We start from the raw sequence: 25741 nt of genomic DNA on the forward strand, positions 1-25741 counted from the left end.
GACACTCATGAAGGATTCGACGCGCGGCGTGCTGCTCGTCACCGCCCGGACGATCATCGCGGCGGCCTGCGTGGCGGCGGTCGTCGTCGCCCGCACCACCGTCGGGTGGGACAGCCTGGCGATCATGCTGGTCGCGCTGGCGGTGCTGCTGGGCGTGCTGGCCTCCTACAACCGGCGGTTCCGGTGACAGCGATCCCTGATTCGCCCCCGGAGCCGGCCCCGGAGCTGGCCTCGGTCCGGCCGAGTGCCCGTCAGCTCGCCTGGCAGGAGATGGAGTTCTACGGGTTCGTCCACTTCGGCATGAACACGATGACCGACCGGGAGTGGGGCGAGGGGCACGACGACCCGGCCGGCTTCGACCCGGCCGACCTGGACGCCGACCAGTGGGTCAGGGCGCTCAAGGCGGCCGGGATGACCGGGGTGATCCTGACCTGCAAGCACCACGACGGGTTCTGCCTGTGGCCGAGCGACGTCACCTCGTACACGGTGGCGTCGTCGCCGTGGCGGGGCGGCCGGGGCGACGTGGTGGACGAGGTCGCGCGGGCGGCGCGGCGGCACGGGCTGAAGTTCGGGGTCTACCTGTCGCCGTGGGACCGCACGGAGGCGTCGTACGGAGCCGGGGGCGCGTACGACGACTTCTACGTCGCCCAGCTCACCGAGCTGCTGACCCGCTACGGGCCGGTGTTCACGGTGTGGCTGGACGGCGCGAACGGCGAGGGCCCGAACGGCAGACGGCAGGTCTACGACTGGGAGCGCTACTACGCGGTGGTCCGCGACCTGCAGCCGGACGCGGTCATCAACGTGTGCGGCCCGGACGTGCGCTGGTGCGGCAACGAGGCCGGCGCGACCCGTCCCGACGAGTGGAGCGTGGTCCCGCGCGCGTTGCAGGACGCCGAACGGATCGCGGACCGCTCGCAGCAGGCGGACGACGGCGCCTTCGCCCGGCTCGTCCGCAGCGACGAGCGCGACCTGGGCAGCCGGGCCGCCCTGGCCGGGCACGAGGACGACCTGGTCTGGTATCCGGCCGAGGTGAACACCTCGATCCGCCCCGGGTGGTTCCACCATCCGGCCGAGGACGGCCGGGTCCGCTCCGCCGACGAGCTGTTCGAGATCTACCTGCGTTCCGTCGGCGGCAACGCGTGCTTCCTGCTCAATGTCCCGCCGGCCCGCGACGGGCTGGTGCGCGCGGCCGACGTGGCGGTGCTGGCGGAGCTGGGCCGGCGGATCGAGGACTTCCGCGCCCGGCGCGTCGAGGCGTCCGTGACGGTGACGTCCGGCAGCCCCGGCGACGTCACGGCCGCCTGGCCCGGAGGGAAGCAGGCTCCGGGTGGGGCGGACGACGCCGGACGACGGCCCGCCGGAGCGCGGACGCCGTGGCGGCCGGACGCCACCGACCCGCGGCCCGGACTCACGCTCTTTTTCGACCGGGCGCGACCGGTCGAGGCGGTCGTCGTGGGCGAGGACATCGCTGAGGGGCAGCGCGTCGAGCACGTGGTCGTACGGGGCCGGGCGGACGGCCGGTGGACGACGCTGGCCGAAGCGAACGCGGTGGGCTACCAGCGCATCCTCACCTTCTCGCCGGCGGAGGTGGACGCCGTGCGGGTCGAGATCACCCGCACCAGGGACACACCCGTCATCGCCCGAATCGCCGCCATCGGGACGACCACCCCAGAGACGGCCACCCCGGGAACGGCCACCCTAGAGACGGCCGACTCAGAGACGGCCGGCTCATGAAGGTCGCCTCGACGAAAGCCCGCGCGCGAGGGAGCAAGCAGCCCCGCCACCCGGCACGCTTCCACCCCGCACACCCCCGCCCATCGAGCGGCCGTCCGTCGCGGCGGGTGCTGGTCGTGGCGGGTGTGCTGGTCGTGCTCGCCGCCCTCCTGGTCACCGGCGCGGTCGTGCTCGCCCAGCGCACCGACCAGGTCGCCGCCATCGACGGCCGGCCGGTGACCCGGGACGAGCTGCTCTTCCACATGCGCAGGCTCGCCCCCCGGGTGCAGAACGAGTTACGGAACACGTACCACCTCCAGAGCCCGGCCGACTGGAACGCGAAGGCCGGCGACCGCACCGCGCTCCAGCGGCTCGCCGCCCGCGCGCTCGACCAGATCGAGCGGGACCGGGCGGTGCTCGCCCTGGCCGGGGAGCAGGGCCTGCCCGCGGCCGCCGACCACGCGGGTTTCCTGGCCGAACTGGCCGCCGAGAACGAGCGCCGCTCGGCCGCCATCGCCAAGGGCGAGGTCGTGTACGGCCTGGCGGAGTTCTCCCCCGAGGAGTTCTACTCGCACCGGCTCACCGAGCTGACCACGACGCTGAAGCAGCGGCTCAGCGCGAGCCGGGACGGGCCGCTGCACGTCACCGACGCCGACGTCAGGAAGGCGTTCGAGCAGGACAGGGACGCGTGGAGCGCCAACGCGACCACGTACACGTACGCCAAGCTCGTCGTCCCGGTGCCGGAAGGAGCCGCGGGCGACTACGCGGAGAAGCTGCGGCGGCGGGTGGCCGCCGCGGACCGGCTGGCGCGGGTCGCCGAGCGCGAGCCCGGCGCCGAGCTCACCACCGACACCCGGCGCGGCGGCGGCTCGGCCGTGCACGACCAGGACCTCATGGCGGTGCTCGGCGCCCTCGATCCGGGCCAGATCTCCGCCCCGGTCACCGGCGCCGGCCAGATCACCTACTACGAGCTCACCGGCAAGACCGTCGACGAGGACGCGGCGTTCGCCGAGTACGCCCGGCGGATCAGGCAGTCGCTCGTCGAGGAGAAGTTCGACCAGTTCATCCGCCGCCGCGTCGACGCCGGCGACGTCGAGATCGACGCGGCGGCGGTGGACGCCATCAACGCAGAGGATGTGCAACAGTGAAACCTGTCGGTACCGCACCCCCCGAGCCGGCCCGCCGCCGGCCTGTGGCGCGGGCGCTGCGCGCGGGCCTGACCGCCCTGCTCGCCACGCTCGTCGCGGGCTCGCTCGCCCCCGCGGCCGCCTCGGCCGCGCAGGCGCCCGGCCGCCCCTCCCCCGCCACCGAGCGCGCGTTGCCGGGCAACACCCCGAACAGGACCGGCGGCACGGACTACTACATCGACGCCACGAACGGCCGCGACGAGGCGGCCGGCACCTCGCGCAAGACCGCCTGGCGCACCTTGGCCAAGGCGAGCGCGACGACGTTCCGGCCCGGCGACCGCATCCTGCTCAAGGCCGGCGAGGAGTGGCACGACGAGCAGCTGTGGCCCAAGGGCTCCGGCCGGGCGGGCAAGCCGATCACCATCTCGGCGTACGGCGACCCGCGCGCCCGCCGCCCGTACATCGCGGCGAACGGCAAGGTGCCGAACCCGTTCAAGGCGGACGGCACGAAGAACCCGGAGACGGTCGGCCTGACCGGCGCCATCGTGCTGCGCAACCAGCAGTACTTCGAGATCGACCACGTCGAGCTGTCCAACGACGACGACTTCGCCACGAACATCACCACCGGCACGTACGTCAGGGACGGCATCGCGGTCTCCATCAACGCCGACCTCCTCCCGCCGGGCGCGGACAGCGTCATGGACCACTTCCGCATCACCGACGTGTACGTCCACGACCTCGACGGCCCCAGCACCTGGCAGAAGATCCACTACGGCGGCGTCAACTTCCAGGTCTTCGGCGCCAAGAGCTACAAGGAGTACGGCACCGGCGGCCATCACTTCAAGGACGTCAAGATCGAGGACAACACGTTCGAGAACGTCGAGCTGCACGCGGTGCAGTTCGCGTTCAACTGGTTCGCCGCCGACGGCCAGGACGCCGGCGAGTACGACGAGGCAGGCAAGTTCCACGAGGGCTGGGAGCAGCTCTGGGTGCGCACCCGCGACCTGTACAGCCGGGACGTCTCCATCAGCCACAACTACGCCGAGAGCATCGGCCAGGGCGCGTTCCAGTTCGCCAACAGCAAGAACATGACGGCCGAGTACAACGAGGTCAACGGGTTCCTGCAGCGCTACGACGCGGTCTCGTGCGGGCTCTACCTCTGGGCCGGCGCCGACTCGGTGATGCAGTTCAACGAGGTGTACGGCGGCCCCGACAACGAGTACGACGGCACCCCCTGGGACCTGGAGTACACCAACTTCAACGTCACCTACCAGTTCAACTACTCGCACGACAACGCGGCGGGCTGGATGGCCTACATGGGCAACAGCTCGAACTCGGTCGCCCGCTACAACCTGAGCGTCAACGACAACGGCGTGCTCGTGAAGAACATGCTCTCGACGAACTACACGCCGACGTACTTCACGAACAACACCTTCGTGTACGACGGCGCCGACCTGGACTACGTCCACGACGAGACGTTCCTGAGCCGGGTCTACTTCCTGAACAACATCTTCTACAACACCTCTGAGTCTGCGGCGACGCCCTGGTACCGCCGCACCGGCGCCCTGCGCCAGGCGGTCTTCTCCAACAACGCCTTCTACGAGGCCGGCGGCACGCACTCCACCCAGGAGCCGGCCGACCAGGCGGGCGTACGCGCCGATCCGAAGTTCGCCGGCGACCCGGCGAAGTACGTGACCGGGGCGGGCGTGGACCGCATCCGCACCGCGGCGGCCCACTTCAAGCTGCGCAAGGACTCCCCGCTCATCGACGCCGGCCGCTACAACCCCCACCTCGGCACCGAGGACTTCCTCGGCACCCACATCTACTACGGGGACGCGCCCGACATCGGCATGGCGGAGAGCCGGATCGGCAGAAAGGTGCGCAATCCGGTCGACGAGCATCCCATCGAGGACGAGCAGGGCGGCCGTCCCAACCTCGCCCTGGGCAAGCCGGTCACCGCGAGCTCGACCCATCCCGGCGCGAACGGCACCCTAGTGGCCGCGAACCTGACCGACGGCGACCCGGCGACCCGCTGGGCGGCGGCCGACGACGCGGCGTACCCGATCACCCTGGACGTCGACTTCGGCGCGGACACGACGTTCGACGAGGTGTATCTCGACGAGTACACCGACTCGGGCACCAACCCGCGGGTGCGGACGTTCGACCTGCAACGATGGGACGCCGGAAGCGGCGCCTGGGTCACCTTCGCGAGCGGCTCGGACGGCGTCGGCCACGACCGGTCGGTGACCGGTTTCGGCGACGTCACCACCGCGAAGCTGCGGGTGGCGCTCACCGGCCTGCTGCCGTCGGAGGTCTACAGCCCGACCCTCACGGAGATCGCCGTGCACCGCGCCGCGCGTAGAGCCCCGGCGCAAGGCAGATGAACGGGTGGGCGCTATGGTGTCCACCCGTTTACCTTTCGTCAACAAGTCGTATATGTGAAAGGTCTATCTTCGAGCGCCATGTCCCATCACCAGGTCGCGGTTCATGACCGCACCGATATACCCCAGCCTCCCGCGTCCGACACCTCCGCCGAGGAAGAGGGCAGCAGCAGCGTTCTCGGAGTGCTGGAGAGCATCAGCTCGGTCATCGTCCCCATCGGCGTGACGCTCTACGCGGTGCTCTACCTCGGGGTCGAGCAGATGTACGGCATCTTCGGCATCACCCCCCAGCAGGCGGGCATCGACCAGTCCGTGCTCCTGGGCCGGCTGATGGGCACTCTGATCCTGATGCTGCTGATCCTGCTGCCCACGATCGGCCTCGTCGTCGGGCTCTGCTGGCTCGCCGACAAGGTCACCTTCGGCCTGCTCAGCAAGATGATCACCGGCATCAGGCGGCGGCCGTGGATCGCCGCGCTGGTCGCGGCCCTGTGGTGCGGCGCCACCTACTGGGGTCTGTTCAACCTCGTCGGCGACCTCAACCTCGCCGTCATGGTGCTCATCGCGGGCGGGCTCGGCGTGGCCGCGTTCGTGGTGCCGTTCCGGCTGCTGCGCAGGAAGCCCGTCGGCCGCGCCGCCACGAAGGTCCTCGTCGGCGCCCTCACCGGCGTCGGGCTGGGCTTCCTGCTGATCCTCGCGATGATCCAGGGCGCGGTCGAGGTCCAGGAGACCGGCCAGGCCAACGAGCTGCTCGGCTACGTCGGCTTCCAGGACCAGTGGACGGTGATCAAGAACGCGGAGGACGACAAACCGCTCTACGACGGCCGCTGGATGATGCTGCTGGGCGAGAGCGAGGGCACGTACGTCTTCTTCGACTGCGACAAGCTGGAGACCATGCGCCGCCCGATCGAGACGACCAACCTCTCCGACATCCAGCTCGACCCGGAGCGGGAGAAGGGCTTCACCTGCGGCGGGTTGGCCGACAAGGAAGAGTAGCCACCCGACCGGCAGCCGGGCGGCCGAACCCTGGGATCAGCCGCCCGAGGATCAGCCGCCTATGGATCGGGCGCTCGGGGATCGGGTGTCCGGGGGTCGGGCGCTCGGGGGTCGGGTGTCCGGGGATCGGCTCCCCCAGGATCAGGCGCCCGGGGACGGGAGCTCGGCCAGCAGGACGCGCACGTCGTCCGCGTCGGGGAGGCGCTGGCGCTCCAGGATCTCCAGCGCCTCCGACAGGCAGGCCCGGCCCCTCGCGGCGCGGCCCAGCTCAATGAGCGCCCAGCCGAGCAGGGCGAGCACCCTGCCCCGCGCCCACACCTGAGCCACCTCCGACAGAATCGCCAGCGCCTCCTCAGCACGTTCGACAGCGCTGTCAGCCCGGCCCGTGCGGAGGTGGATCTCGGCGATCCGGCGCAGCGCCAGCCCCACCCAGGTGTGCTGCTTGAGCCGGCGGAACTCCGCGAGACACTCCTCGAACCGGGCGAGCGCCTCATCCGGCCGGCCGGCCGCGCCGAGGGCCACGGCGAGCTGGTAGACGATCTGCGGATGGGGCCGGCCCGCACCCAGGTCGCGCGAGATGCCCACCGCCGTCTCCGCGACCCGCACCGCCTCCGCTCCTGAGCCGGCCTCGGCCAGCACGAGCGCCAGGTTGCCGAGCACGACGGCCTCTTCCGAGCGGTGGCCGAGCGAGCGCCAGACCTCGATCGACTCGTTGTACATCGCGGCCGCCTCGTCGTACGCCCGCCGCTCGTGCGCGATCATGGCCAGCAGGTTGACCGCGTAGGCGTGGTGCAGGGCCAGCCCGCCGGCCCGGCCGGCCACGCGGACGGCCATGCCCTCCTCGACCGCCGCCTCGATCGCCCGGCGGGCGTGCAGGATCTCGCCGCGCTTGCGCCGGGCGTACACCTCGGCGGCCAGGTCGCCGCGGGCGGCCGCCGCCTCGATGATCCGGCCCACGACCTGCTCGTAGCCGCTCGTGTCGGACTCGAAGTCGAAGACGTCGGTCATCATGTCGATCAGGGAGACGGCGTCGTACAGCGCCGATCCCGGCGTCTCGGCGACCTGGTTCACGCAGCAGAGCATGCCGTACTCCTCGGCCGTCCCCCATTCGAGGCCCGCCTCCAGGTCCGCGAACGCCGGGCCCGCGCCGGTCAGCCTGACCGTGTCGAGCAGGGGCGCGCCGGGGTACATCATGCCGAAGATCTCCGCCATGGCGGTGAGGAAGTGGCCGAGCATCCGGTCCAGCGCCACCCGCCGCGACTCCTCGTCCAGCCGGCAGCGGGCGAAGATCTTGAGCAGGTCGTGGTGGCGGTAGCGGCCGGGGGCGGGCGACTCCAGCAGGCTCACGTTCACCAGGGCCTCGCAGAGCTCCTCGGCCTCCGCCTCGTCCATGCCGAGCACGGCCGCCGCCATCGCCAGCGGCAGGTCGGGCCCGTTCGGCGCGGCCAGCAGCCGGAACGCGGACGCGTGCGCCTCGTCGAGCTGGTCATACCCGAGCGCGAACGTGGCCTCGACGGCCAGGTCGTCCACCCGCAGCTCGGCCAGCCGGCGGCGTTCGTCGGCCATCCGGTCGCGCATCCTGGCCAGGCTCCATCCCGGCCGCGCCGCGAGCCGCGCGGCCACGATCCTGATCGCCAGCGGCAGGTGCCCGCAGGCCCGCATCAGGTCGTACGCGGCCTCGCGCTCCGCCGCCACCCTGGACTCGCCGACCACCTTGACCAGCAGCTCCATCGCCTCGTCCGGGGGCATGACCTCCAGGTCGACGTGGTGGGCGCCGGCCAGGCCGGTCAGCCTGGCCCTGCTGGTCACCAGCACCGCGCAACCGGCCGCGCCGGGCAGCAGCGGGCGTACCTGGACCGTGCCGGCCGCGTTGTCCAGCACCACCAGCACCCGCCGCTCGGCCAGGATCGAACGGTAGAGCGCGGCCCGCTCGCCGGCGTCGTCGGGCAGCGACGCGGCGTCCACGCCGAGCGCGCGCAGGAACGCGCCCAGCACGGCCTCGGGCGCCAGCGGACGCGGCCCCGCGCCCTGGAGGTCCACGAAGAGCCGGCCGTCGGGATAGGCGTCGGCCAGCCGGTGCGCCACGTGCACGGCCAGCGCGGTCTTGCCCATGCCGCCCGCGCCCGCCACGGCCGCAATGACCAGCGCGGAGCCGTCGGCGGGGAGCAGGGTCCGCGTCACCTGCTCGATGTGCGCCCGCCTGCCGGTGAAGTCGGCGGTGTCGGCGGGCAGCTGGCGCGGCACCGGGGTCGAGACCGCCCGGTCCTCCTGCGGCCCGGCTCCGAGGCTCGGATCCGCGGTGATGATCCGCTGGTGCAGCCGGACCAGGTCGGCGGACGGGTCGAGGCCGAGCTCCCCGGCCAGCAGTTCGCGGGTGTCGGTGAACACCCCGATCGCCTCCGCCTGCCTGCCCGAGCGGTACAGGGCCAGCATCAGCAGGCCGGCCAGCCGTTCCCTGGTGGGATGCTCGGCGCAGAGCGGGGTCAGCTCGGCGACGGCCTCGGCGTGCCGGCCCTGCTCGACGTCCTCGCAAATCCTGCGCTCCAGCAGGGTGAGCCGGCGCTCGGCGAGGTGCGCCCGCTGTGCCTGCGCGTAGGCGCCCTCCAGGCCGCCCAGCGGCTCGCCCTGCCAGAGCGCCAGGGCCTCGCCGTACCTGCCCTCCTGCGCCAGCCGCTCCATCGCGGCCAGGTCGGACGTGCTGTCGGACGTGCCATCGGACGGGCCGGAGCCGAGGGCGTACCCGTGCCCGGCGGAGACGATCGCGCCGGCGCCGAGCGCGGCGCGCAGGCGGGAGACGTAGGTCCGCAGGGTGCTGAGGGCGGTACGGGGCCGCCGGTCGCCCCAGACGGCGTCGAGCAGCAGGTCATGGCCGACCACCCGGCCACGGGCCAGCAGCAGCGCCGCCAGGACCAGCCGTTGCTGGGGCGAGCCGAGGTCGATCTCGGCCCCGTTCCGGCGGGCGCGCACAGGGCCCAGCACCGACAGCCACAGCTCGGGTTCGCTCACCGGCAAAGGCAAGCAGGTGAGCCTGATGATCGGTATCGATTCCACCGAATCGTGACCTGCTCACTCGGGTATCCGCCTGCGGTGAAGGTGACGTTCGTCCGGCTTCGGAGGATCCGGCCGGCCGCCGGGCGGGCGTCGCTCGTGCGGTAGGGTGCTCCGGCACGTGACCGCGTCGGCAAGGGAGGTTGATGAATATGGCTCGCCGAGAGCTTCATCGGCATGCCCTTGACCGGGTCGCGCGAGTCTGAGAAGCGGCTCGCCTGCCGCGTCCCGGTCGTCACTCGACAACGACCAGGAGTGTCACGTGTCCACATATTTCCTGACCGGTGCAGATCTGACCACCGACCGCCTCGTGCTGCGTCCGTGGCCCGCCGATGACCTCACCGCCGTCCTCGACGGCAGCCGCTCCGCCGGCTGGGCGGACGACTTCCCCGCCGAGGGCGACCGCGTGATCGCGGGCGTCATCGACGGGCAGCCGGACCTGCTCGGCGCCTACGGCCACCGCCAGATCGTCGAGCGCGAGAGCGGGCTGGTGGTCGGCTCCATCGGCCTGTTCTGGCCGCCGAGCGACGGTGTCGTGGAGCTCGGGTACGGGGTCGTGCCCTCGCGGCGCGGCCTCGGCTACGCGCCGGAGGCCACCCGGGCGCTGGTCGAGTTCGCCCTGACCGCACCGGAGGTCTCCGTCGTCCGGGCCACGGTCGAACCGGCCAACCCCGCCTCGGTCCGCGTACTGGAGAAGGCCGGCCTCCGTCGCACCGGCGGTGACGCGGCGACCGCCGAGTACCGCAGCGTCCGGTAACACCACCTCGCCGGCCGGCGGCGCCCTGCCCGGTCGCGGCGCCTCGCTGTGGAGGCGGCTCTCCTCCCCCTCGGAGGAGAGCCGCCATCCATCCTTCAGGGAACGGCGCGCCCCGTGCCGATCACCTGGTGGGAGACCGTATCCGGCGGTGGTATGCCGGGGGTATGCGTGCGGGCGGCCCGGCCGCCAGGACCCCCACGTCCTGAAAGGGACGGCAAAGATGCGCAACGGGGCGACAAGCGATGACTAACCGCTTGTAATGTGGCGACTACACACATCCGTCGGGGGCAGAGCATGGGCCGGATGATGTGGGAGGACTCGCCGTACCCCATGCTGACGATCGACGCCACGGGCGTCGTCGCGCAGGCGAACGAGGCTGCCCGGCTGCTGCTCGCCGGCACGGCCGACGGCGACCGGTCTCCGCGGACCGCACCCGGCTGGCTCACCCGCGCCCACGACGGGCACGGCGCGGTCGAGGGCGAGATCGGCGGACGCACCTTCCAGGCCCACCCCGTCCACTCCGGCGGCGGCCGGATCGTCTGGTGGCTCGTGGACGTCACCGAGCAGCGAGTGGAGGCCGCGGCGCGACAGGCCGAGCACGAACGGGCCGTGTCCGCCACGGAGACCGGGACGCGGCGGGGTGAGCGGGAGTGGGCCGCGTGCATGGTGGAGGCCGCCAACGAGCTGCTGCCGTCGCTGAACCTCGATCGCTGCCTGGACTCCGTCGCCCGGCTGGCCGTCCGGTACCTGGCCGACGTCGCGTTGGTCGTGCTGCCGGTGTCCGGTCGTAAACAGCTGCTCACCTGGTACGAGCCGGATCGCGGCGTGCTGCGCGAAAGCGTGAGCGTCGATCCGCGGACGATGCCGGGGCTCGCCGAGGCCCTGCAGTCCCTTCCGCCGGCGTCCGTGCACTGGATCGACCCGGCCGAGCTGCCCGCGTGGCTGCTCCCCCACCGGCCCGATGAACACCAGCCCGATGAACACCAGCCCGATGAACACCAGCCCGATGAACGCCGGCCTGACGAACGCCGGCCTGACGAACACCGGCCCGATGGAGTGACGTCCGTGGCGGTGACCACGCTGCCCGGGCACGGGCTGCCCGTGGGCGCGCTCGTGCTGCTGCGCCACGGACGCCCGGCCGCGTTCGAGGCCGGGGAGCAGGTGTTCCTGCGGCTGTTCACCGCGCTGGCCGGGTCGGCGATCTCGGCCGCCCGCCTCTACACCGAGCAGGTGACCATCACCGAGGTCCTCATGGCCGAGCTGCTGCCACCGCCGACACCCCGGCTACAGGGGGTGGAGCTGGCGGCGCTCTACCGGCCCGCGGGGCCGGCCGAGCGGGTCGGGGGCGACTTCTACGACGTGCACGCCGTCGCCGGCACGGGCGGCGAGTCGCTGGTGGTGCTCGGGGACGTGGCCGGGAAGGGGCTGGAGGCCGCCGTGCTCACCGGTCGCATCCGTAACACCCTGCGCGCGCTGCTGCCCCTGGCCGACGATCACCGGTGCGTGCTGGAGCGGCTGAACAGCGTGCTGGTCAACGATGGCGATCCGACCCGTTACGTCACTCTCGTCCTGGTCTCGTTCGAGCGACACGGCCGGCGCGTCTCGCTGCGGGTGACCAGCGCCGGCCATCCGCCACCGCTGATCATCAGGAACGACGGCCGCGTCGAGACGGTGCCCGCCGAGGGCACGCTGATCGGCGCGATCGAGGAGGTCTCCAGCGTCACCACGCCCGTCGTGCTGGAGCCGGGAGAGACGTGCCTGCTCTACAGCGACGGCATCATCGAGGCCAGGGGCGGCCCGCTCGGCCAGGAGTTCTTCGGCGAGGAACGGTTGTGCGAGCAGTTGCTCATGTGCGCGGGCATGCCGCCGGAGGCGCTGGCGGAACGGGTCCAGATGCTGGCCTCCCAGTGGGTCCGCGGGGGCGAGCACGACGACATGGCCGTCGTCGCCATCACCGCCCCACGCGACTCCCCGCCGAACGGGCCGGCCCAGGACACATCAGCGCAGGGGGCGTCCTCGCAGGGCACGCCCGCTCATGGGGTGCCTGCTCAGGGGGTGCCTGCTCAGGGGACACCCACGCAGGGGACACCCGCGCAGGGCACGCCGACGGGAGGAACGCGGTGAGGCACGACATCGAGGAGCGCGCCGAGGCGTTGTGGGCGGCGGCGACGGCCGGCGACGAGTACGCCGCCACCGGCGTGGCGATGGCCGCCCTCGACGCCGGCGTCCCCATGGAGACGTTGCTGCTGGACATCGTCGCGGCGGTGCAGTCGCGCGTCGGCCAGGAGTGGGCGGCCAACCGGATCACGGTGGCCCAGGAGCACACCACGACCGCCGTCAACGAACGCGTGCTCACCGCCCTCGCCGACCGCACCACGGAACGCATCGCCGGCCAGAGCGCCGACCGGACCGCCGGCCACACTCCTGGTCGTGGCGTCGAACGCGCCGGCGCCCGTGCCAACGGCCGTGACGCCGAACGGGGTGCCGAGCGTGACGCCGAGCGGGGTGCCGAGCGGGGTGCCGAACGAGGTGGCGCGGCGGGGCTGGGGCGGGTGGCGGTGGCGTGCATCGACGGTGAGTGGCACGCCTTCCCCGCCCGGCTGCTGACCGAGGTGCTACGGGCGCGGGGATGGGACGTGGACTACCTGGGCTCGCAGGTGTCCACGCCGCAGCTGGTCGCGCACCTGCACCGGACGAACCCCGACGCGGTGGCCCTGTCCAGTTCGCTGGCCGTCCGGCTGCCCGCCGCGCACACGGCGATCACCGCCTCCCGGGCGGCGGGCATGCCGGTGCTGGCCGGGGGACCCGCGTTCGGGGTGGACGGCCGCTACGCCCGCCTGCTCGGGGCCGACGCCTGGGCGCCCGACGCGCGGGCCGCGGCCGACCTCCTGGCCGCCGGGCCGCTGCCCCGCCGTTCCGCTCATGCCCAGGACGACCTGCCGAGCCTGGACGGCCGCGAGTACCGCCACGTGACCCGATCCGCCGCCGACCTCGTACGGGCCGTGCTGGACGACCTGACCCAGCGGCTTCCGGAAACCGCGTCCCGGAACGAGCGGCAGACCGAACAGCGGGCCCCGCAGCCGGCGGAGCAGCGGGACGGGCGGTGGTTCGAGCAGACGGCCGAGGAGGTCGCTCACACCGTCGACTTCCTGCGGGCCGCCCTGTACGTCGAGGACCCCGAGATCCTCTCGTCCTTCGTGCGCTGGATGGCCGACACGCACGAGGCACGTGGCGTCCCCCCGCACCTGCTGCGGTCGATCCTGGGGTCGCTGGCCGCCCGCCTCGCCGGTTTCCCGCACGCCCTCGACGCCCTCTCCCGAGCCGAAGCCGCCCTGCGTCTCCCCCACCACACCGAGCCGCCCGGCGCATGACCGGGCTCGACGGGCGCGGCTCAGGCGACCTCGACGGCGGGTCGCGGCCGCGGGAACAGGTCGTCGAAGACCGCCGCCCGGTCGAAGCGCATCGCGCGGGCACGGGCGCGCCGTTCGAGGTCGCCCCGCTCGGCCGGGGACATGTCGAGGACCACCCGGTCGAGGGCCGCGGCCAGGCCGGTGACGTCCTCGGGCGCGACGATGACGGCGGTGTCGCCGACCGCCTCCAGGGTTCCGCCCGTCATGGTGGTGATGATCGGCCCGCCACCGGCCAGCATCTTCTCGGCGAGCGCGATCCCGAACGTCTCGACGAACTCGGGCACGGGCTTGGTCGGCAGGACGTAGGCCGCGCAGCCGCGCATGAGCAGCGCCTTCTCCTGGTCGTCGACGTCGGTCATGAAGACCACCCGCTCGTCGCCCGCGGCCAGCGCGCGTACCTGCTCCAGAGCGGGCCCGGTGCCGGCGACGACGAGTTTGACCCGCGACCGGCAGCGCGCCCTGCCGAAGGCGGCGATCAGGTCGTGGACGCCCTTGGCCCGGGTCACCCGGGACAGGAAGAGCACGTATCCGTCACGCGAGAGGCCGCGTCGTTCGAGCGCGGCGTCCATCCGCGCGGGGTCCAGGCCGAGGAAGGCGGAGGAGTCGATCGGCGGGTAGCTGACGCTGACGCGGCGCCGGCACTGCTCGGCGAACGTGGTGCCGCACCGGGCGTCCACCTGCTCGGCGGAGGCGATGATCTCCTGCCGGGTGTACTCGGAGACGGCGACGACCTCGTCGTTGGCCAGGAACGTGGTGAACAGCACGGTCGCCGCCCCGAACCGGCCCTCCCGCAGGCACGACCGGATCACGTTCGTCACGTCGGAGCCGACCGCCTTGGCCACGGTCCGCACGTCGGGCGCGAACCCGGCCGCGCGGGCCGCCGCCACCGCGTCCACGACCACCGCGGTGTGCGGCGCGAGGTACATGGACAGGCAGACCGTGGGCACCGGCTCGGCGAGCAGTTCGACGAGCCGCCCGGTGAGCCCGGCCTGGTGGCGTCCGTCCGGGACCCGGTAGTCGCCGACCGCGTCCGGCCGCTCCACGGTGATCCCGGCGCTGTACGGCAGCAGCCGGTCCAGCGGCTTGAGCGGTAACCCGGCCGCCTGGAGTGTGGGGATCGGCCAGGTCAGCAGGCGTACGTCGGTGAACCCGCGGGTGAGGGCCACCTCGGCGAGATTGCGCGCCTCGCCGGAGTGGCCGCAGATGACCGGATCGGCCCTGACCACGATGACGAGACGACGAGGGGGGTGGGTCATCGCGTTTCCTCCGGTGTCGCGGGCGGATGGGAGAGGGAGGGCGGGCGGACGGCCCGCCCCCACGCCGACGGCTCCGGGCCCAGCCGCAGGTGCAGCCGGCCGCCGCGGTGCAGCGTGGTGGCGCTCAGGTGGGTCGCGTGCAGGGGTTCGCCGTTGAGCGTCGCCGCCTGGACGTACTGCGCCGGCGGGTCGCGGTCGAGGCCGTCGGCGCCGATCGGCGTCTCGCGGTGCCCGCTGGTCTCGATGACGAACTCGTTGTCACCGGCCCTGAGCACGGCCCGGTCGAACGCGGGCGCGTTGACGAGGAACAGGTTCTGCCCGGCGACGGGGAAGAGCCCCAGTGACGCCCAGACGTACCAGGAGCTCAGGCCGCCCGAGTCGTCGTTGCCCGGGAGCCCGCCGGGCCCGGTGCCGAACTGCCAGGTCAGCGCCGCCTGCACCACCTGGGCCGTGCGCTCGGGCCGGCCCGCGTAGTGGTAGGCCCACGGCGCCTCCATGTCGGGCTCGTTGTTCAGCCCCTCGAACCGGTTGAGCGCGTAGCCGGCCAGCATCTCCGCCGGATGGGGACGCCGGCCCGGCTGCCGCACCGGCGGGGCGCCGAACCCGAAGAAGCGGTCGAGTTTGCCGGTGAAGGCCTCGTCGCCGCCGGCCAGGGCGATCCGCGGCGCCATGTCGTGCAGCAGGCGGAAGGAGTAGTTCCACTTGCCGCCCTCGTAGAACTCCGAGTCGCGCAGCAGCCCGGTGCCGGGGTCGAAGGCGTTGGACCACCGGCGGCCGCGGTCCTCCAGGTCGTCGGCCAGGCCGCGGTCGTTGAGCGCTCTGGCGACCCGCGCCGTGCAGTGGTAGGCGTAGGCCAGGTCGAGAGTGTGCGTGATCGGGTGCACCAGGCCGTGCTCGAAGAAGTCCTCGCCGTACATCCGGCGCAGGTCGCCGACCATGTGCACGAGCGCCCAGTTCCAGTCGAAGCTCTCCCAGCCGAGCGCGTGGGCGTCGGCCAGCGCGGTGTGCACGAGCGCGCTGGCCTGCCGGAAGAACCGGTCGGCGCCGCGGGCCATGCGGTAGCCGATGGGGAAGTTGCCCTCCTCCTCGCACACCCTGATCAGCGATTCGAGCAGGTCGGCGGCCCGGCCGGGGGCGATGGCGGCGAGCAGGGGGAGCTGCGTCTTATAGATGTCCCACATGGTGCAGACGTCGAACGCGAACGGCCCCGAGGCCGGCCAGAACGGGCTCTCGTCGTCGGCGAAACACGGCTTGACCAGCGCGTGGTAGAGCGCGGTCGCCATCACGGTACGCCGGGCCGGGGTTCCGCCTTCGACCTGGACCCGGCCGAGGTGGTCGGCCCAGCGGGCCCTGGTACGCGCGCGTACGGCGTCGAAGGCGGGCAGGGCGGACCCGCACTCGCGTTCCAGGTTCCGCCGGGCCTGGTCGCACCCGCGCAGCGAGAATCCGAGCCGCACCTCGATGGTCTGTCCCGCCGCGGCCGGACCCATGAAGAGCAGGCCGAAGGGCCGCAGGGTGGTGTGCCGGATGCTGTCGAAGTCGAGGCGGGTGCCGCCGTCGATGAGGCGCCGGTCGTACCAGAGCATCTGCCGCCAGCCCGGGCTGTCGACGTCGACGCAGACCGACAGCGGGACGCCCTCCATCACCACCGTGGCCTGGGCCCGGCCGTGCCCTGCGCTCTCGACCTGGGCCCGCAGCGGCACGGTGCGGCCGAGATCGATGTCGAGGCCGCCGCAGGACAGGTCGACGACGACGCGGGCGCTGCCGTGCTCGGGGAAGGTGTAGCGGTGGACGGCCACCTTGGCGCCGACGGTCAGCTCGCAGCGGATCCCGGTGTCCAGGGTGGCCGCGTAGTAGCCCGCCTCCGCCACCTCGTCGCGCAGCGGCCACGCCTGGCCGAGCACGTCGAGTGCCTGCACCATCGGGGTGACCCGGACGTAGTTGTAGTACTTGCGGATCGCGCCGGTGCCGGACTGCTGGAAGTGGGTGAAGCCGGACGCCTGCAGCCGCTCGTACATCTCCTCGGGCACGCCCTCGGTGTTCTTGGCGTAGCGGCCGTAGCCGGTGGGGTAGGCCCCGGAGTAGGCGCAGGCCGACACCATGCCGAGCGGCGACGTGGCGCCCGGGTGGGTGTTTCCCACCTGCGGTTTCGGCCACCACCAGGTGGCGGCCAGACCGCGGGCGCGTGGCAGGTCGGTGGCCGCTGTGCCGATGAAGGGGTCAACGTTGTCCAGGATGCGGGGACTCTACCCAGCGTGACCTCGTCGTAGGTTTCGCCGAGATGAAATCCCGCACCACGATTCCGTCCGCCTTCCCGCGGGTCAGCGGCGGGCCCGCCACTCGGGCGCGAGCACCGACCAGATCTCCATGTCCGCCCGTACGCCCCGGTACGGGTAGCTCTCGCGCAGCACCCCGTCCCTGGTCATGCCGAGCCGCCTGGCCACGGCGATGCTGGGCTCGTTGACCGAGGAGACCACCCACTCGACGCGGTGGATGCCGCGCTCCTCGACGGCCCAGTCGATGAGCACGCGTACGGCCCTGGTCACCAGCCCCTTGCCCGCCGCCGACGGCTCCAGCCAGCAGCCCGCCTCGGCGTTGCCCCGCGGGACGTCCATGGTGCGGAAGATGACCCCGCCGACGAGCTTGGCCTCGGCCCAGATGCCGTACAGGCGCGCGGTGTCGTCCACCGCCTTGAGCGCGTACTCCCGCAGGAAGGCCCGCGCCGACTCCAGGTCCTGGACCCGGTCGGGCAGCCCGACGTGGCGCCCGATGAACTCGCGCCCGCGCTCGAGGTGGGCCAGGAACTCCTCGGCCTGCCACGGTTCGAGCGGGCGCAGCTCGGCGCCGTCGTCCCCCAGGGACACTGCGAACATTCTTCATCTCCAAAGATCGACATAGAGGCGTACGGAAGCAACGTACGCCGCCCGGTGCCCACGCGGCACGCCTCTCATCAGGGCAACCTTCGCACTCGTGCTCATATGAGCAAAATCTGGCTCAAGTGTTGCGATCAGGTTAATAGCCGACTTACGGTGCGTTACCTACGTCACATACGGAGGCCCCCATGAGTGCATTCCGGTCGTTCACCATTCCCGCCCTGCTCCTGGTCACCGCCTTGACCGCGTGCTCGGTGTCCACCTCCCCTGGTGGCTCCACCAGTAGCTCCACCGGGGCTGCCGGGCAGAAGGACGACGGTCCCGTCGCCATCGGCTTCAGCCAGGCGACCCAGCAGTCCCCCTTCTACGTACAGCTGCGCGAGGGCGCGGAGGCCGCCGCCGAGAAGGCCGGTGGAACGCTCTATTTCGCCGACTCGGGCGGCGACGTCACCAAGCAGAACAACGACATCCAGGACCTCATCACCCGCCAGGTGGACGTCCTGCTGATCAACCCGGTGGACCCGAAGGGCGTCCAGCCCGGCCTCGCCGCGGCCAAGGCGGCCGGGATCCCGGTCGTGACCGTGGACCGGCCGGTGCCGGAAGGCGCGGTCGCGCACGTCGGGCGGGACAACAAGGCGATGGGCGCGCTCGTCGGCAAGCGGCTGAGCGAGCAGCTCGGCGCCAAGGGCGGCACCGTCATCGAGATCCGCGGTGACGCGGGCGGCGCGGTCGCGCGTGACCGCGGCGCCGGATTCCACGAGGCCGTGGCGGGCAACCCCAAGATCAAGATCGTCGAGGGGCCGTACTCGGACTACGTGCGCTCCAAGGCCGTCACCGCGATGCAGGACCTGCTCCAGGTCCACCCCGACGTCGCCGCCGTGTACGCGCACAACGACGACATGGCCCTCGGCGCGCTCCAGGTACTGAAGGAGAACGGCAAGGACAAGGTCCTGGTCGCCGGGGTCGACGGCCTCATGGAGGCGGTCAAGCAGATCCCCTCGGGCCAGTACGTGGCCACCGCGCTCAACGACCCCATCTCCCTCGGCTCCAAGGCCGTCGAGACGGTGCTCAAGGTGCAGAAGGGCGAGCAGGTCGAGCCGAACATCGACGCGGGCACGGCGCTGATCGACACGGACAACGCGGCCGAGTACGCGGGCTCGGGTGAGTTCGCCCAGGCCGCCAAGTAAGGCCGGAAAACGAAGGATGGAAGGCGCAAGGATGTCGGAAACCATGCAGGCCGCGGTGCTCCACGCCCCCGGCGACATCAGGGTCGAGCAGGTGCCCGTGCCGGAGCCGGGTCCCGGCGAGGCGCTCGTCCGCGTCGCGGTCTGCGGCGTCTGCGGCTCGGACGTCCCCCGCATGCTGCACGCCGGGGCGTACCACTTCCCGATCATCTGCGGCCACGAGTTCTCCGGGCACGTCGTACGGCTCGGCGCGGACCTGGCCGCCGCCGGCCGCGTCCACGAGGGCGACCTGGTCACGGTGCCCCCGCTGATCCCGTGCCACGAGTGCGCCCCCTGCAGCCAGGGTCACTTCAGCCTGTGCAAGAACTACGGCTACTTCGGCAGCCGCCGCGACGGGGCGTACGCGCAGTACGTCACCGTGCCCGCGGAGAACCTGATGGTGCTGCCCGCGGACCTCGACCCGCGCGCGGCGGCCATGCTGGACCCGGCCGCGATCGCGCTGCACGCCCTGTGGCGGACGAAGATGCGCGGCGGCAAGCGGGTGGCGGTGGTGGGCGCGGGCCCCATCGGGCTGTTCGCCGCGCAGTGGGCCAGGCTCGCCGGGGCCGCCGAGGTGCTGGTCATCGAGCTGAACGAGCAGAAGGCGGCCATGGCCACGGAGGCGGGCGCCACGCACACGGCGACCAGCGCGCAGGCCGCGGCGGAGACGGCCGGTGACGGCTACGACGTGGTCATCGAGTCGGCGGGCGTGCCCGCCACCGTCGACCAGGCCGTGGCGCTGACCGCCCGGCACGGCGAGGCCGTCTTCATCGGCATCCCGCACGAGCCCGTGGTGCTGCCCAAGGCCACGTTCAGTTCGTTCCTGCGCCGCGAGGTCACCCTGCACGGTGCCTGGAACTCCTTCTCCGCGCCCTTCCCCGGCGACGAGTGGCGGGTGGCGGCGCGGTCGCTGGCCTCGGGCGACCTGGCCTGGAAGTTCATGATCACGCACGAGCTGGGGCTGGACGCGCTGCCCGAGACCATCGCGAGCCTCGGCGACCGCTCGATCTTCAGCTCCAAGGTCCTCTTCCTGCCGAACGAGGGCTGACGATGGCTGCCTTCCTCGCCCTCGACCTGGGGACCGAAGGCGCCCGCGCGGCGGTCTACGGCGTCGACGGCACGGTCATGGGGTCGGGCGCCGACCGGTATCCGACCCGTTTCCCCCGGCCCGGCTGGGCCGAGCAGGATCCGGACGACTGGTGGCGGGCGGGCGCGCACGCCGTCAGGCAGGCGCTCGCCGAGGCGGGCGGCCCGTCGATCGACGGGATCGCGGTGGCGACCACGGCCTCGACCGTGGCCGTGCTCGACCGGGACGGCCGCCCGCTGCGGCCGGCCCTGCTCTGGATGGACGGCAGGGCCGGCGCGGAGTCCGAGCTCACCGCCGAGACCGGCCATCCGGTCCTGCGGTACTCCGGTGGCCGCGACGCGGTGGAGTGGCTGGTGCCCAAGGCCATGTGGCTGGCCCGGCACGAGCCCGCCACCTACCGCGCCGCCGCCCGCATCGTCGAGGCGGCGGACTACCTGGTCTGGCGGCTCACCGGGCGGTGGGCGGGATCGCGGATGAACGCGGTCTGCAAGAGCAACTACGATCCGCGCGGCGCCGGTCATCCGCACGACCTGTACGAGGCACTCGGCATCGGCGACCTGGCCGCCAAGCTGCCCGACGAGATCGTGCCCGTCGGCGAACCGGTCGGGCCGCTCGGCGCGGCGGCCCGAGCGGAGCTCGGCATCACCGGACCGGCCACCGTCGTGTCCGGCGGGATCGACGCGCACCTGTCGCTGCTGGCCGTCGGCGGCGGGCACGAGGGCCAGGTGTCGATCGTCTGCGGCACGTCCAACGCCTTCGTCACGGAGATCGCCGAGCCGGTCTTCCCCGCCACCGTGTGGGGGCCGTACCCGGACGCGCTGCGCACGGGCCGCTGGCTCGTCGAGGGCGGCCAGGTGAGCGCGGGCTCCGTCCTGGCGTGGACGGGCGAGGGGCTCATCGGCCGGCCGCGGTCCGAGATCGGCGGGCTGATCAAGGCGGCGGCGCAGCTGCCGCCGGTGGAGCACGGCCTGATCGTCCTGGACTACTTCATGGGCAACCGCACGCCGCTGCGCGACCCGCACCTGCGCGGCGCGGTGCTCGGCCTGACCCTGGCCAGCACGCCCGAGCAGGTCTACCGGGCGGCGGTGGAGGGCGTCGCGTACGGCACCCGCCAGGTCGTCGACTCCTTCACCGACGGCGGGATCGCCGTGGACGAGATCTTCCTGTCGGGCGGCATCCAGCACAACGAGCTGTGGCTGCAGACCACCGCCGACGTGCTCGGCCGGCCGGTGCACCTGGTCGGCGGCGACAACCTGACGCTGCGGGCCTGCTCGGTGCTGGCCGCGGCCGGCTCGGGCCGGCACGGCTCGCTGGCGGAGGCGGCGGCACACTACGCGCCCAAGGTGCGCACGGTCGAGCCGGTCCCCGGCAACGTGGCGGCCTACCGCGACGGCTACGCCGACTACCGCGCCGCCACCGCCGCCACCACCGGCATCTCCCACCGCCTCAGCGGAAGGAGGCCGGGCGCATGAGCCACCGCAACCCGAGGGCCCTGCGCATGAGCCACCGCAACCGGAGGAGGCCCGGCGCATGAGTGACGACGACCAGCTCTACCAGGTGGCCGTCCGCTACTACGAGAGCGGCGAGACCCAGGAGCAGATCGCCACCGCGATGCACCTCACCCGCTGGAAGGTGGGCCGCATGCTGGCCGAGGCGCGCGAGGTCGGCATCGTCCGGATCGAGGTGCTGCACCCGCGCTCCCGGGTCCGCACGCTGGAGCGTTCGCTCAGGGAGCGCTTCGGCCTGCGCGACGCCGTCGTGGTCGCCGCGGTCGGCGGCGACGACGCCGAGCAGATGCGCGACCGGGTGGCCGCGGCGGGCGCCGAGCACCTGATGGAGATGCGGCCCGCGCCGAACCTGATCGGCGTCTCCTGGGGCCGCACGCTCGACCGGCTGGCCGGCGGGCTGACCCCCGGCTGGGCCACCGGCGTCAACGTGGTGCAGATCAACGGCGCGCTCAGCCGGTCGCGCCACCCCACCAGCGCGCACAGCATGGCCAGTCTGATGGCCCACCACGGCGGCGGCACCGCGACGCTGCTGGCCGCCCCCGCGATCCTGGAGCAGGAGAGCACCCGCGCGGTGCTGGAGAGCGACCGGGCCATCGCCGACGTGCTGTCCCTGGCCGCCCGCGCCGACCTGTTCCTGTTCAGCCCCGGCGGCATGGACAGCGACTCGGTGCTGGTGGACTCGGGCCAGATCGACGCCGCCCACCTGTCCAGGCTCGCCCGGGCGGGCGCGGTCGGCGACGTGCTCGGGCGCTTCATCGACGCCGAGGGCAAGATCGTCGATCCCGCCCTGGACGGGCGCACCCTCGGGCTCTCCCTGGACGTCCTGCGCTCGGCCACCACCTCCGTCGCGCTGGTCAGCGGCGCGGCCAAGCGCGCCGTGTGCCGGGCCGTCGTCTCCAGCGGCCTGTGCGACGTGCTGATCACCGACGACCACAACGCCCGCCATCTCCTGGAGGCCGCATGAGCACGGAACGCCTGCGCATGACCGGGATCGTGAAACGGTTCCCCGGCACCGTCGCCCTGGACGGCGTCGAGCTGAGCGTGCGTCCCGGCGAGGTGCACTGCCTGCTGGGCGAGAACGGGGCCGGCAAGAGCACGCTGATGAAGATCCTGTCGGGCTCGTACCGGCCGGACGAGGGGACGATCCTGCTGGACGGGCAGCCGTACACGCCGGCCACCCCGCACGCGGGACTGGCCGCCGGCGTCGCGGTGATCTACCAGGAGCTGGACCTGCTGCCCGACCTGACCGTGGCGCAGAACCTGCTGCTGGGCCGCACGCCCCGGCTGGGCCCGTTCGTCCGCAGGGCCGAACGGGCGCGGCTGGCCCGCCGGGCGCTGGACCGGGTCGGCGCCCGCTTCCCGGTGACCGCCAAGGTCAGGGACCTGCCGATCGCGGCCCAGCAGCTCACGGCCATCGCCAAGGCGCTGACCGCGGACGCGCGGGTGATCGTCATGGACGAGCCGTCGGCCACGCTCGGCGAGAGTGAGCTGCTCGCCGTGTTCGAGGTCATCAGGTCCCTCGTCGCGGAAGGACGCTCGGTGATCTTCATCTCGCACCGGATGGACGAGGTGATGGAGATCGGCGACCGCGCGACCGTGCTGCGTGACGGCCGCGCCGTCGGCGTCTACGACCTGGCCGTCACCGGCGCGGACGAGATCGTCGCGGCCATGATCGGCGAGGCCGGTGAGCTCGTGGGCGCCACCGACAGGCCCGCGCCCGGGGGCGAGCCGCTGCTGAGCGTCGAACGCGTGCACGTCCCCGGGCTGCTCGACGTGCGCGGCATCGAGGTGCGGCCAGGCGAGGTGGTCGGGCTCGCCGGGCTCGGCGGCGCTGGCCGCACCACACTGCTGCGCGCCCTGTTCGGCGACGTCAAGGCCCAGGTCACGGCCCGCCTGGACGGCCGCCCGCTCAAGGTGGGCAGCCCGGCCGCGGCTGTGCGGGCCGGGCTCGCGCTGGTGCCGGAGAGCCGCAAGGAGCAGGGGCTGATGCTGGGCCTGTCGGTGAGCCGCAACGCCGCCGTCGGCGCGCTCGGCAGGCCGCCGTGGCTGCTGCCCGGCCGGCTCGGCCGGCGCCTGACCGCGCCCGCCCTGGCCGACCTCGGCGTCAGGGCGGCCGGTCCCGGCCAGCCGGTGGGCCAGCTCTCCGGCGGCAACCAGCAGAAGGTCGTGCTGGCCAAGTGGATCACCCGCGGCGGGATCAGGGTCCTGCTGCTGGACGAGCCCACGCGCGGCCTCGACGTGGGCGCCAAGGCCGACCTCTACCGCCAGGTGCGCCACCTGGCCGACCAGGGCGTGGCCGTCCTGCTCGCCAGCAGCGAGCTCAACGAGCTGACCGCCAACGCCGACCGGATCCAGGTCCTGTACGAGGGCCGCAACGTCGCGCGCTTCGATCCCCGGGTCAGCGCCGAGAACGTCATCGCGCACACCGTCATCACAGGAGCGACACCATGACCGCATCCATCGGATCCTCGGTGACCTCGGCCACCGGGGAGCCGGGCACGCGCTCACGCCGCGGCGCCGACCTGATCGTCAAGTCCAATCTGCTGCTGGTCTTCCTCGGCCTGTGCGTGGTCGCCTCGCTGCTGGCCCCGCAGTTCCTCACCGGCCGCAACATCGCCAACCTGCTGCAGCAGTCGTCGCTGACCGGGATCGTGGCCATCGGCATGACCATGGTGGTGCTGACGGCCGGGATCGACCTGTCCGTGGGCAGCGTGGCGGCCTTCGGCGGGATGACGGTCGCGCTGCTCATGACCTCGGGCGTGCCGGTCCTGCCGGCGATCCTGCTCAGCGTGGTCGCCGGCGCGGCGTTCGGCGCGTTCATGGGCGGGCTGTCGGCGTACCTGACGCTGCCGTCGTTCATGACCACGCTGGCCGGGCTGACCGCCGTGCGCGGGCTCACGTACCTGCTGACCGACGGCAAGCCGGCCGAGGCCGGCGGGTCGGAGGGGTTCCAGCTGCTCGGCGGCGGATTCATCGGTTACGTCCCGATCGTCGGGATCATCTTCGTGGTGGTCACGCTGCTCGCCGCCGGGATCCTGCGCGGCACCACGTTCGGCGAGTACGTCTACGCGGTCGGCAGCAACAAGGAGGCGGCCCGGCTGTCCGGGCTGCCCGTGCGCGGAGTGATCACCACGGTGTTCGCCGTGTCGGGCGGGCTGGCCGCGCTGGCCGGGGTGCTGCTCACCTCCCGCCTGACCGTGGGCCAGCCCACCGCGTTCAACGGGCTGGAGTTGGACGCCATCGCGGCGGTGGTGCTCGGCGGCACGAACCTGTTCGGCGGGCGGGGCGGCGTGTTCGGCACGTTCGTGGCCGTGCTGCTGCTGTCGGTGCTGCGGAACCTGTGCAACCTGCTCGGCCTCGGCTCCTTCTTCCAGATGGTGGTGACCGGTCTCATCCTGCTGGTCGCCCTCGTGCTCAACCTGCTCATCGAAAGGCGTGGCGCCCGTGCCTGACACCCTGCCCGGCCCCCTGAGGGGCTATCTGCACGGTTTGCCCGGTGTGGACGAGGTCGGGGTGGCCCGCAGGGCCGCCGGCCTGTCCACCCGGTCGATCAAGACGACCGCGAAGCGGCAGGCGATCGACCTGGCCATCCGGATGGTCGACCTGACCACGCTGGAGGGGTCGGACACCCCCGGCAAGGTACGCGCGCTGGCGGCCAAGGCCGTGCGGCCCGACCCCGCCGATCCCACCGCCCCCTCGGTGGCAGCCCTCTGCGTCTACCCCGACATGATCGCCACGGCCGCGCCGGCGCTGGCGGGCACCGGCGTCGGGCTCGCCTCGGTCGCCACCGGCTTCCCCGCCGGGCGTACGTCGCTGGAGGTCAAGCTGGCCGACACCCGCGCGGCGGTGACCGCCGGAGCCACCGAGATCGACATGGTCATCGACCGGGGGGCGTTCCTGGCCGGCGACTACGGCAAGGTCTTCGACGAGATCACCGCGGTCAAGGAGCAGTGCGGCCGGGCGCACCTGAAGGTCATCCTGGAGACCGGCGAGCTGGTCACCTACGACAACGTGCGCCGGGCGTCGTGGCTGGCGCTGCACGCCGGGGCCGACTTCATCAAGACCTCCACCGGCAAGGTCTCCCCCGCCGCCACCCTGCCGGTCACGCTGATCATGCTGGAGGCCGTCAGGGACTACCGGGCCGCGACCGGGCGGCAGGCCGGGGTGAAGCCGGCCGGCGGCATCCGTACCACCAAGGACGCCGTCCGCTACCTGGTGCTGGTCAAGGAGATCGCCGGGGACGACTGGCTGGACCCAGCGTGGTTCCGGCTCGGCGCGTCGACGCTGCTGAACGACCTGCTCATGCAGCGCACCAAGCTCGCCACCGGGCACTACTCAGGCCCCGACTACTACACCATCGACTAG

At 72.6% G+C, this 25741-nt stretch carries 19 protein-coding genes; 15 read left to right on the forward strand and 4 right to left on the reverse strand.

Annotation, left to right across the window (positions count from 1 at the left end):
- Nucleotides 1-7: 7 nt before the first annotated feature.
- The 5 genes from B0I32_RS13755 to B0I32_RS13775 all read left to right on the forward strand — a co-directional run bounded on the left by B0I32_RS13755 (nt 8) and on the right by B0I32_RS13775 (nt 6214).
- Nucleotides 8-187, forward strand: a complete 180-nt coding sequence (locus tag B0I32_RS13755; protein ID WP_106238662.1) for a DUF6903 family protein — start codon at nt 8-10, stop codon at nt 185-187.
- Complete coding sequence (locus B0I32_RS13760; protein ID WP_219911781.1) at nt 184-1734, forward strand: alpha-L-fucosidase; 1551 nt, start codon at nt 184-186, stop codon at nt 1732-1734. Before B0I32_RS13755 ends, B0I32_RS13760 begins: the two co-directional genes overlap by 4 nt.
- A gap of 116 nt (nt 1735-1850) precedes the next feature.
- Nucleotides 1851-2861 (forward strand): peptidyl-prolyl cis-trans isomerase, encoded by a 1011-nt coding sequence (locus B0I32_RS13765; RefSeq protein WP_146178149.1) that lies wholly within the window; start codon nt 1851-1853, stop codon nt 2859-2861.
- Nucleotides 2858-5224: a discoidin domain-containing protein gene (locus tag B0I32_RS13770; protein ID WP_146178150.1), complete on the forward strand. Its 2367-nt coding sequence runs from the start codon at nt 2858-2860 to the stop codon at nt 5222-5224. The genes B0I32_RS13765 and B0I32_RS13770 overlap by 4 nt, the downstream gene beginning before the upstream one ends.
- 78 nt (nt 5225-5302) lie before the next feature.
- Nucleotides 5303-6214 carry a hypothetical protein gene (locus tag B0I32_RS13775; RefSeq protein WP_106238671.1) on the forward strand — a complete coding sequence of 304 codons (912 nt, stop codon included), beginning with the start codon at nt 5303-5305 and terminating at the stop codon, nt 6212-6214.
- 141 nt (nt 6215-6355) lie between these two features.
- Here the strand turns inward: B0I32_RS13775 and B0I32_RS13780 are convergent, their stop codons facing one another.
- The gene (locus B0I32_RS13780) at nt 6356-9220 is read right to left on the reverse strand and encodes an AfsR/SARP family transcriptional regulator (RefSeq protein ID WP_181307353.1); all 2865 of its coding nucleotides are present in this window, start codon (nt 9218-9220) and stop codon (nt 6356-6358) included.
- A gap of 304 nt (nt 9221-9524) precedes the next feature.
- Between B0I32_RS13780 and B0I32_RS13785 the strand changes: the two genes are divergently transcribed.
- The 3 genes from B0I32_RS13785 to B0I32_RS13795 all read left to right on the forward strand — a co-directional run bounded on the left by B0I32_RS13785 (nt 9525) and on the right by B0I32_RS13795 (nt 13390).
- Nucleotides 9525-10019, forward strand: a complete 495-nt coding sequence (locus tag B0I32_RS13785; RefSeq protein WP_219911782.1) for a GNAT family N-acetyltransferase — start codon at nt 9525-9527, stop codon at nt 10017-10019.
- 303 nt (nt 10020-10322) lie between these two features.
- On the forward strand, nt 10323-12143 hold the full coding sequence (locus tag B0I32_RS13790) for a PP2C family protein-serine/threonine phosphatase (protein ID WP_106238676.1): 1821 nt from the start codon (nt 10323-10325) through the stop codon (nt 12141-12143).
- Nucleotides 12140-13390: a cobalamin B12-binding domain-containing protein gene (locus B0I32_RS13795; protein ID WP_245955815.1), complete on the forward strand. Its 1251-nt coding sequence runs from the start codon at nt 12140-12142 to the stop codon at nt 13388-13390. Before B0I32_RS13790 ends, B0I32_RS13795 begins: the two co-directional genes overlap by 4 nt.
- A gap of 20 nt (nt 13391-13410) precedes the next feature.
- Here B0I32_RS13795 and B0I32_RS13800 read toward each other — a convergent pair whose 3' ends face one another.
- The 3 genes from B0I32_RS13800 to B0I32_RS13810 form a co-directional block, all read right to left on the reverse strand.
- Nucleotides 13411-14685: a glycosyltransferase gene (locus tag B0I32_RS13800; RefSeq protein WP_106238679.1), complete on the reverse strand. Its 1275-nt coding sequence runs from the start codon at nt 14683-14685 to the stop codon at nt 13411-13413.
- Complete coding sequence (locus B0I32_RS13805; RefSeq protein WP_181307402.1) at nt 14682-16922, reverse strand: glycoside hydrolase domain-containing protein; 2241 nt, start codon at nt 16920-16922, stop codon at nt 14682-14684. The genes B0I32_RS13800 and B0I32_RS13805 overlap by 4 nt, the downstream gene beginning before the upstream one ends.
- A gap of 84 nt (nt 16923-17006) precedes the next feature.
- On the reverse strand, nt 17007-17558 hold the full coding sequence (locus B0I32_RS13810; protein ID WP_106238680.1) for a GNAT family N-acetyltransferase: 552 nt from the start codon (nt 17556-17558) through the stop codon (nt 17007-17009).
- Nucleotides 17559-17746: 188 nt separating this feature from the next.
- On the opposite strand from B0I32_RS13810, the gene B0I32_RS13815 reads away from it, so the two are divergent.
- Genes B0I32_RS13815 through deoC form a run of 7 tightly spaced genes read left to right on the forward strand, consistent with a single transcriptional unit; the run spans nt 17747 to nt 25741 of the window.
- A complete protein-coding gene (locus tag B0I32_RS13815) occupies nt 17747-18745 on the forward strand; it encodes a substrate-binding domain-containing protein (protein WP_106238683.1) in 999 nt (332 codons plus the stop codon).
- Between the two features lie 31 nt (nt 18746-18776).
- On the forward strand, nt 18777-19829 hold the full coding sequence (locus B0I32_RS13820) for a galactitol-1-phosphate 5-dehydrogenase (RefSeq protein ID WP_219911783.1): 1053 nt from the start codon (nt 18777-18779) through the stop codon (nt 19827-19829).
- 2 nt (nt 19830-19831) lie between these two features.
- On the forward strand, nt 19832-21340 hold the full coding sequence (locus B0I32_RS13825) for an FGGY-family carbohydrate kinase (RefSeq protein WP_106238689.1): 1509 nt from the start codon (nt 19832-19834) through the stop codon (nt 21338-21340).
- Nucleotides 21341-21398: 58 nt separating this feature from the next.
- Nucleotides 21399-22340 carry a sugar-binding transcriptional regulator gene (locus tag B0I32_RS13830; protein ID WP_106238691.1) on the forward strand — a complete coding sequence of 314 codons (942 nt, stop codon included), beginning with the start codon at nt 21399-21401 and terminating at the stop codon, nt 22338-22340.
- Entirely contained in the window at nt 22337-23827 is a 1491-nt protein-coding gene (locus B0I32_RS13835; protein WP_106238693.1) for a sugar ABC transporter ATP-binding protein, read from the forward strand. The genes B0I32_RS13830 and B0I32_RS13835 overlap by 4 nt, the downstream gene beginning before the upstream one ends.
- Nucleotides 23824-24828, forward strand: coding sequence for an ABC transporter permease (locus B0I32_RS13840; RefSeq protein ID WP_106238695.1), 1005 nt, complete (start codon nt 23824-23826; stop codon nt 24826-24828). Before B0I32_RS13835 ends, B0I32_RS13840 begins: the two co-directional genes overlap by 4 nt.
- Nucleotides 24812-25741, forward strand: a complete 930-nt coding sequence (gene deoC, locus B0I32_RS13845) for a deoxyribose-phosphate aldolase (RefSeq protein ID WP_106238697.1) — start codon at nt 24812-24814, stop codon at nt 25739-25741. Before B0I32_RS13840 ends, deoC begins: the two co-directional genes overlap by 17 nt.

The organism is Nonomuraea fuscirosea (assembly GCF_003001935.1).
GTDB lineage: Bacteria > Actinomycetota > Actinomycetes > Streptosporangiales > Streptosporangiaceae > Nonomuraea > Nonomuraea fuscirosea.